The sequence below is a fragment of the Methylobacterium sp. J-088 genome (assembly GCF_022829295.1).
Classification (GTDB): Bacteria; Pseudomonadota; Alphaproteobacteria; order Rhizobiales; family Beijerinckiaceae; genus Methylobacterium.
Genome location: NZ_JAKSYH010000146.1, coordinates 31,594 through 39,531 on the forward strand (window position 1 = coordinate 31,594; position 7,938 = coordinate 39,531).

4 protein-coding genes and 1 pseudogene are annotated in these 7,938 nt (G+C 63.6%); 1 reads left to right on the forward strand and 4 read right to left on the reverse strand.

The window, feature by feature from the left end; genetic code table 11:
- Positions 1–251: 251 nt before the first annotated feature.
- Positions 252–2,726 (forward strand): glycosyltransferase family 61 protein, encoded by a 2,475-nt coding sequence (locus tag MKK63_RS16580; RefSeq protein WP_244003653.1) that lies wholly within the window; start codon positions 252–254, stop codon positions 2,724–2,726.
- Between the two features lie 45 nt (positions 2,727–2,771).
- On the opposite strand, the gene MKK63_RS16585 is transcribed toward MKK63_RS16580, so the two are convergent.
- The 4 genes and pseudogenes from MKK63_RS16585 to MKK63_RS16600 form a co-directional block, all read right to left on the reverse strand.
- Positions 2,772–4,442: a GDSL-type esterase/lipase family protein gene (locus MKK63_RS16585; protein ID WP_244003655.1), complete on the reverse strand. Its 1,671-nt coding sequence runs from the start codon at positions 4,440–4,442 to the stop codon at positions 2,772–2,774.
- Positions 4,439–5,710, reverse strand: coding sequence for a hypothetical protein (locus MKK63_RS16590; RefSeq protein WP_244003657.1), 1,272 nt, complete (start codon positions 5,708–5,710; stop codon positions 4,439–4,441). The genes MKK63_RS16585 and MKK63_RS16590 overlap by 4 nt, the downstream gene beginning before the upstream one ends.
- A 90-nt stretch (positions 5,711–5,800) precedes the next feature.
- A complete protein-coding gene (locus MKK63_RS16595; protein ID WP_244003659.1) occupies positions 5,801–7,174 on the reverse strand; it encodes a coagulation factor 5 8 type domain-containing protein in 1,374 nt (457 codons plus the stop codon).
- Between the two features lie 94 nt (positions 7,175–7,268).
- A pseudogene (locus tag MKK63_RS16600) lies at positions 7,269–7,938 on the reverse strand (glycosyl transferase); the annotation flags it as partial.

The window sequence follows — 7,938 nt, forward strand, 5'->3', positions numbered from 1 at the left end:
ACAACCAGCTTCTCGGACAACGCTTGCACAGATCTAGCGCATCATGGAAGACTTGCGCGAATGCATTGGTTCCATGCTGCGTCCTGACATCTGCAACGGCGTTACGTCATCCTTTAACGCTGATTCGAGGCGGTACCAGTATTTCGGGCGACAACATTTCCGCAGCGCTGAAACAGATGACAGTGGCTTATTGTCCAGACCAATCAAATCATAAGCTTCTCGGCGACCCAATTTTTTAGAAACTGGCTCTCATGCTTATCGCAACTTCCCTTAAAAGAAGATTCGGCCCGCTGCGCCCAAGTAAATTGGCATCGACTTCCACTCTAACATGCGCCCAGCTTATCAAAGACAGCGGTCTGTTCGACCCGACTTGGTATCGCTCGCAATATTTGACCGACAATCCATCCGAAGACGAATGCATCGTCCATTATCTGAATCACGGCGCATCCGCTGGCCTGTTTCCCAACCCTCTATTTGATACGGCCTGGTATGTTTCGACCTATCGTATCGCTTCAAGGTCCGGAAACAATGCGCTTTGTGATTTCATCGTCAATACCAACGCATTGAAGCGTGATCCCAACCCCTATTTTTCGACCCAGTTCTATCTGGGAGCTTATCCGGATATCGGGAGCCATCCGGATATCCTGGCCAATAAGTCCTCAGCGCTGTTGCACTACCTCCGCTGGGGTGCAGCTGAAGGGAGGGAGACGGGACCCGCCTTCTGGTCCGAGCGATACAACATGGCTTACCCCGACGTGGTCGGTAGCGGCCTCAGTGCAGTAGCGCATTACATTCATATCGGATCCAAGCAAGGCCGGAGGAGATTCGTATATCAGCAAGCCGGGAGGAAAGGATTCGGGTTCTTCTTCGGTTCGATACCTCGTTCGGTAACTAATATATTGTTCGTTGTTTCGATAATATATTTGACCGCTTCCGCAAGATTGAGACGCTCAGGGCAGGCTGTTCTTCGCGATCTAACTGTCGGGGACATACGCGACGTCGTATCGGTGGTTTTGCGAGAGCCACTCGTTTTTTCGGCGTTCAGCAAGCTTCACTTCTTCTCATTCCTAGCGGATGAGGATCTGGGGAATGCCCATCTCACACGGTGTTATAAAGATCCAACCAGTGGATTGCGACTGTTCGCCGCCAGCTGCTGCAAAGAATTGGGCCTGTTTGAGATCGCTGATGCCGTACTTCGCGACCTGATCGCCAGCGGAAGACTGGCGGACTTGGCGCGGTTCTCGCTGGCCGATCTGGCGCTTCTTCGTGCCATTTGGGCCAAAGAGTTCCAGATCTATGAGAGCGTCGGCACATACATAAGATTGCCAAATACCTCAATTCAAAAGCGCGACACAGCTTGGCAACAAGCACGCTTCTCTGACGTGCTGGAACTTCTGGACACGCCGCCGTATTACCCTCGCGACGATAAAGAGTCTTGGTTGCTACTGATCTATGCATTGTTCAGGACTGAGTCATGGCAGGAATTGTTTGACGAGATCGAGAGTTACAGCAAGGCAAACGGATTTTCCGAATGCTTGGTCAAGCCGCTCGCCGCAACCGTAAATGCGATTCCGGCACGCGAGCTCCGCGCTGATACAGCGGTCATTAAGCCGATTCTGAGCAACCTGTTGCGACTGAACAAATATCACCTCGATCAAGCACAGGAGATCAATCCACCAGACACGTCCCGTCGGCGATTGATCGACGCGCCTGCGGATTTGCTGCTCCGGTACACCCTCATTCATCGCGCGCAACGGACCAGTGTCGACCGGCGTGTTGCTTTCGAAGCGACTTATTTGTCCATCGGTAGCGATTGCACGATCATACCGCAGAATGGCGTCGTAATATCAGATGATGGCTCCCTGATGCGGAGCTCGACGCACATGCAGCCCATGCATTATGATTTGTTTTCGCCGGATCTCATCGCTGCTTCACACGCGTCTGTTTTGCTCGGTGCGACGGCGCGCCCGACGGTCCGCTACGAGATGGGATGCGTTATTGGTTTCAGTTCAAACTATTATCATTGGATGGCCGAAGATGTCTCACGAATTCGATCGCTTCGGATGAGCGCGGAATTCGAAGACCTGCCAATTTTCGTCGACAAAAAGATCAAGGCTTGGCAGCTTGCTATCCTGGAGCGACTTGGAATTAATGACGGCCGGCTCGTCCGTGTGGATCCGGACAGCTATCTGAAAGTCAAACGGCTTGTGATACCGCCGCGAGCCTCCCGGAATATGTTGGTCCATCCCAATGACACGCGGTTCCTGCGAGAGAGCTTTACTCCGGCCGGCGGCTATCCGGCGCCCACCCGGGGCAAAAGGCTATATCTAAGTCGGTCCAGAAACACAGTCCAGCGCGCGTTCATCAACGAGCGGTTGGTGATGCGCGAATTGCATAAATACGGATTTGTTGCTGTCGATCCGAGCGAATACAGCATTGAGGATCAAGTCAGATTATGTAGCGATGCGGAAATCATCGCGGCGCCCGGAGGGGCGGCGCTCACCAACATCCTGTTCGCGTCAAGCCAAGCAAAAATTCTCGTCTTCGCTGCAGATGCTGCTATCGGCGAAACATGGTCGACGATCGCTGCGGCTCTCGACCAAGACCTGATCCTTTGCACCGGCCGATCCTACGCGCGTCCGCATCATCATCTTCTCTGGTCCCGGTTTGCCTTCGCGGTCGATACGGTGGATTTGGAGCTCGCTCTCGAGGCTCTTGGTTTGTGATATCCTTGGGTATCCCGACGTCCGAAACTCGAAGTATCCCGCTTATCACCACTTGCCCGCCGATCGCCTCCAAGCGCCGATGAAGCGTCGCGCGCGTTCCACCGGCAATCGCGCGCTGGCGCGCGTCAGCGCCCCGCGGATCTCGCCCGCCAGCCGCGCCGCCACAATCTCCCGGGCGGGATCGTCGTAGTGGACGATGTCGTAGAAGGTCTCCGCCTCCCGATCGCGAAAGATCCCGCTGAGGTCGAGCGCCGTGAAGGTCCGCCGGTAGGGGCGCCGCGCCGCGAGCTCGGCCGTAAACGCCTCCAGCTTGGCGTATTGGCGGTCGAGATAGGCCAGGAACGCCCCCGAGGCGACGCCGCGCTCGACCTCGGTGAGGTGGCGCTTGCGCAGGACCGTGGGCTGCAGGACGCTGATGATCGGCACCGCGTGATCGTGGGACAGCTTGGTGAGGCGGTACGCGGCGCGTTCGTAATGGTGGACGATGGAATCCTCCCAGCCCGGGCTCTGCCAGCCCACCTCCGCGCGCAGCCGCTTCAGCGCCTCGTAGATCAGCGTGATCAGCGCGTCGTACGACAGGCCATCCTCCCGCGCCCGCGGGTCGTGCGTGTCGAAGAAGTGGTCGTAGAGACGCTGCGTGATGAAGGCGTTGTAAGGGTGGCCGGGCCGGGGATCGTAGGTCCAGGGCTGGAACAGGTCGGTGCTGCCGCTGAGCACGAGGATCGCGTCGGGGCTGTAGGTCACCAGCCGCGACCAGATCAGGTGGGTCATCTGGGTGAGGCAGCTCGACATCACCCCGAAATTGTAGACTTTTGCGCGCCCTAGCCCGTCGGTACGGAGGATCCGCTCGATCCGGCCCGGCAGCGTGTTGGCGATGTCGCCGCCATCGATCGTGGTCGAATCACCGACGACCAGGATTCGGGTCTCGCCCTCGGGCTTGCGCTCGGCGATCGGGGTGGCGTTGAGGAAGCCGTCGGCATCGAACGGGACGCCGTAATGGCTCGCCCCCGGCTTGCCGGCGAACTGGATGAACGGGCTCGGATAGCGCGTGTTCGAGTCCAGATAGCCGAAATGGTGCAGGAACTTGCGCCGGCGCGCGGCATCCTCGCTCTCGGGCGGCGCCCAGATCTGCTCGACGCCCGGTGCGGTGAGCGCCGCCATCATGGCCGCTCGCAGCGCCGCGCTGCCGGCAGCGTTGAGGCGCACGCCATCGTGGCTGAAGGTCGGTCGGAGCGCCCCGCCCTCGCCCGCCAGCACGGCCTCGTAATCGATGAACAGCGCCCCGTAATCGCCCGCGTGCGCGCGCAGCCACGCATTCACCGCGCCGATGAGGTGGACCGGCAGCCCGGCCGCCGCGGGCGCGGCCGGATCGACCGGCGGAATCGCGCCGACCCAGGTCCGGACATGGAGGTCGCGCGCGTCCCGCAGCATGGCGGTCAGGTCGGCCACGAGACCGTCCAGCGACACCGCGCGACCGGGGGTGAGGATGTCGTCCCGGCCGCCGATCAGGTGGAGGCCCTTCGCGCCGTAGAGGGCGATGTCGGAGCGTAGCCGCCGCGCCATGTCCCGGATGGACTGGCCGGCGATGCCCCGGGCGACCGTCTGGGGTCCGGAGAACAGGTCCGGCGTCTCGGCGGTCAGATCCGCGGTCAGGGAATCCCCGAAGAACAGGATCGGCCCGAGGGGGAACAACGGCTTGTCCGACACCGGGCTCACGCGCGCTCGGTCGCGTCGCCGTCCCGGTGGGCGGCAAAGACCTCGATCCCGTCGAGATGCAGGTGCTGCTCCTCGTCGAGATCAATCTTCAGGTAGCGGAATCGGGCTCCGTCGAACCGGAGATGCAGGGGCAGGCCGGGGTGGCAATGGGCATCCACGGCGTCGAAGACCAGCCGGTAGGCGTCCTCGGTCTCGCCGAGCCAGACCCGCATCAGCTGCGCCCGCTCGCTGGGCTGCCCCCAGCGGTTGTAGATCCGGATCTCCGAGACGCGCGTGACGGCGCCGAGATCGAGGACGAACCAGGGCTCCTGCTCCAGCGCGGTGTGGAAGAAGAACGACGGATCGCCGGTGGTGCGTTCGCCGTAGGTCCCGGCCGTCCCCGACCAGGGCGAGGCGGAACTCGCCGTCCAGGTCTTGCCGAGCGCGATGTTCTCGGACGGCCGCGTCGCCACCAGCGTGTCGGTCTCCAACTCCTCGATCAGGGTCCGGATCTGCTTGGAGAGCTGCCGCAGCGGCGCGATTTCGAGGTCGAGTTTGTAGATCAGGTTCGACAGGATGCTCTGATCGAAGCGGTGATCGATGAAGCCGTCGAGATCGGGCAGGCCCATCTGGTTCGGCAGGTCGGTGACGACCCGGGCGTCGCCCGCGTAGCGCAGCCACTCGGCGACGAGGTGACGGGTGGCGGGGCTGACCATGAAGGCGATCCAGGTGGCCTGGATCTGGTCGGCATTCCAGTAGCGCTCAAAATCGCACCCCATGAGCACGAAGCAGTCGCGCTTGGTCCAGGCCCGCTGCGGCTTCCCGTGCAGCACGCCCACCGCGACCCGGCGCTCCGAGCCGGCGAGCCAGGTCAGCAGCGGCGCCACCGGCGGCATCGGATCGTCGCCGATCGCCTGCATTCCGGTATCGGTGAAGACGATGAAGTCGCCGTCGCGCCGCCGCTCCAGGGCTTGCGCGATGATGTAGGGCTTCCAGGCCCAGTTCCCGGCGCCCCGGGACCGGTCGAGGATCTCCCGGTGCGCTTGGTAGTGTTGCGTCTCGCGGAGGCGGTCGGGGGACCAGCTCTCGATCGTGTCGAAATCGCCCGTCGCCGCCGCGGCGGCCGCAAGGCGCCGCTGAGTCTCCACGTAATGGTACTTGGCGGCGAAGCTGACGAGGGTCGTGTGGCGCGGCCGGAGCCGGCGCCGCAGCCGCATCAGCACCTCGGCCCGGTGCATCGCGAAGGCATTGACGTGCAGGGACGTGGATGACGGATCGGTGCTGGCCAAGTGCGTTCTCCGGCGCCGCGACCCGACGCGGGTCGCCGATGTCCCGCTAATCGGCACGGCCGCGCAAGTCCCGATCGCGGGTTGGGCTCGCTACGCGGAGCCGGAATCGTCGAAGGCGAGGTTCTCGATCGGGTAGTCGAGCATCAGCTGGCGGCGCTCGGGGGAGTTATCCCATTCCCCGACCTTCGTGTATCCGCCCGCCGTGTCGACGACCTCGGTGAGGCGTCCGATCGTCGGAATGCCCCGGAAATGCTGCGGCCAGCCGGACGCGAAGTAGAAGACCTGTTCGACATGCTCGGACAGGTGGCACACGCCGGGTCCGAACGTGCCGAGGCCGAACACGAGGTAGCGGCCGTTGGCGAGCGCCGTCACGTCCTCCGCGAGCGTTCCGCTCTGCGTCGTGAGCGGGATGCCGAGGCCGGCGATATAGGCTTCCAGCCGGTCGATGACGGGGTTGAGGCGGTTCTCGAACACCATCTTGATCGAGCCGATCCGCTTCTCCCGCAGCAGGCGCTGGATGACGAGCTGGTAGAACGCGAGCGGCGGCTGCGGGTAATGGGGCGCGACCCAGGTGCTGAAGATATCACCCGAGCGGATATGGATCAGCAGCTGATCGTCCGGCTTCTCGGGGAATTGCGCGGGCAGCCGGCCGAAGAGCGGCCGGATGTAATGGGTGATGATATGGCGCGACTCGGCCTGATCGAGCTCGCCGGCCAGCTTCTGGATGTTCACGTCGAAGAACATGCCGGACAGGAAATACCCGTCGTCCGGGAGCGGGTGGTTCGCGGGGATGAACGTGATGCCGCCGATCTCCTGCGGCTCTTGGAGGGCGATGACCTCGCTGCGGTCCATGATCGACAGCTTGAGGTATTTGAGCTTGAGTGCCCGGCAGATGCCGATCGCCAGCAGGCACTGGATGATGAAGTTCCCGAAGGCGCCGTTCTCGTAGAGATCGATTCCGACGAGCGACAAACCCGCCTGATTGGGGCTGCCGAGCAACCGGTAGGCCCGATAGACGTCGATCTCCGGATCCTCGGTGAGGATGGAGAACGCGACGTCCCAGAGCGTGCGCATGACCATCAGGTCGACGGCGGCACGCGCGCTCCAGACCTGCGCCGCGTGTTCGTCCGCCCGTCGCCCCGGCTGGACCGGGATGCGGATGTAGCGCGCCCAGCTCGCCGGCCCCGGCGCGATCAGGATCCGTGATGCGGGCGGCTCGCCGTCAGGGGGCGAGACGGTCTCGGGGAACGACCAGACCTGTCCGTCGTCGGAGAAGCTGACGGACCGATCGCCGCCCGGGACGGCCGCCCCGTCAGGCGGATCGACCGCGAGGGAATGGACGGGAAAGCGCAGGCCGAGGTCGATCTGGAGCTGCCCGGCGCTAGCGTCCTGATCGATGACGGATAACGGCCGGCCCTGTGCGACCTCGACGAGATCGGGATGATAGCTGTGACGCTCGAACATGGGGTCGTATACCGTATCTCGCTCGGGCTCCAACGGTGTCGAACCGCGCCGGATTCGGAAGCCCGCCGCGCTGCAGGCCTCCGGGCGACGATGGTCAGGCGGCGTCCTCGCTGGAGGGGAGTCTCGGCTCGGCCTGCTCTGCGGCGAGTCCGTAATAATCGCGCATCAGGTCGTCGTACGTGGCGGCCTCGATGGTGGTGCGGGCCCGGCCCGGGAGCGGGATGGCCAGCAGGCGATCGTTGCAGGCGGACGGGTCGTCGGCCAGGGCATAGGGCAGGAGATGGCCGTCCGGATCGGCGCGCAGCCGGTCGGCCGGGGCGCCGAGGTCGAAGGCTGCCACCGGCAGGCCGGTGCGCAACGCCAGCGTCAGCGCGTAGGAATAGGTCTCCGGCCAGATCGCCGGGAGCAGGATCAGATCCGCCGCGACGCGCCAGACGAGATCCAGCGCCTCGTTGTCGCTCGCGTAGCGTCCGGTCCGCGTGACGCCGGCACGTTCGAACCCGCCTTCCAGCGCCGGGTCGCAGAAGCCCACCAGGGCAAAGCGCAGCGGCCGATTGCGCGTCTGCGCATCGGTCGCCAGGGCCTGCAGCACCAGCCCGCCCTTGGTGGCGCTGATCGCCCCGAGCACGGCGACGCGCCGGACGCGCCCCGGCCGGTGCGGCGCGGTGGTGCGCACCGCCCGCTCCGGCTCGGCGTGCGGCCGCACCGTGATCGCCAGATCCCGGTACACGCGCCCGATCCGCCCCGCCGTGTCGGAGGATGGC

What these genes read in the sequence shown, in the direction of transcription:
- MKK63_RS16580 (WP_244003653.1), top strand. Translation starts at nt 252, where the DNA reads ATGCTTATCGCAACTTCCCTTAAAAGAAGATTCGGCCCGCTGCGCCCA.
- MKK63_RS16595 (WP_244003659.1), bottom strand. Translation starts at nt 7,174, where the DNA reads ATGTTCGAGCGTCACAGCTATCATCCCGATCTCGTCGAGGTCGCACAG.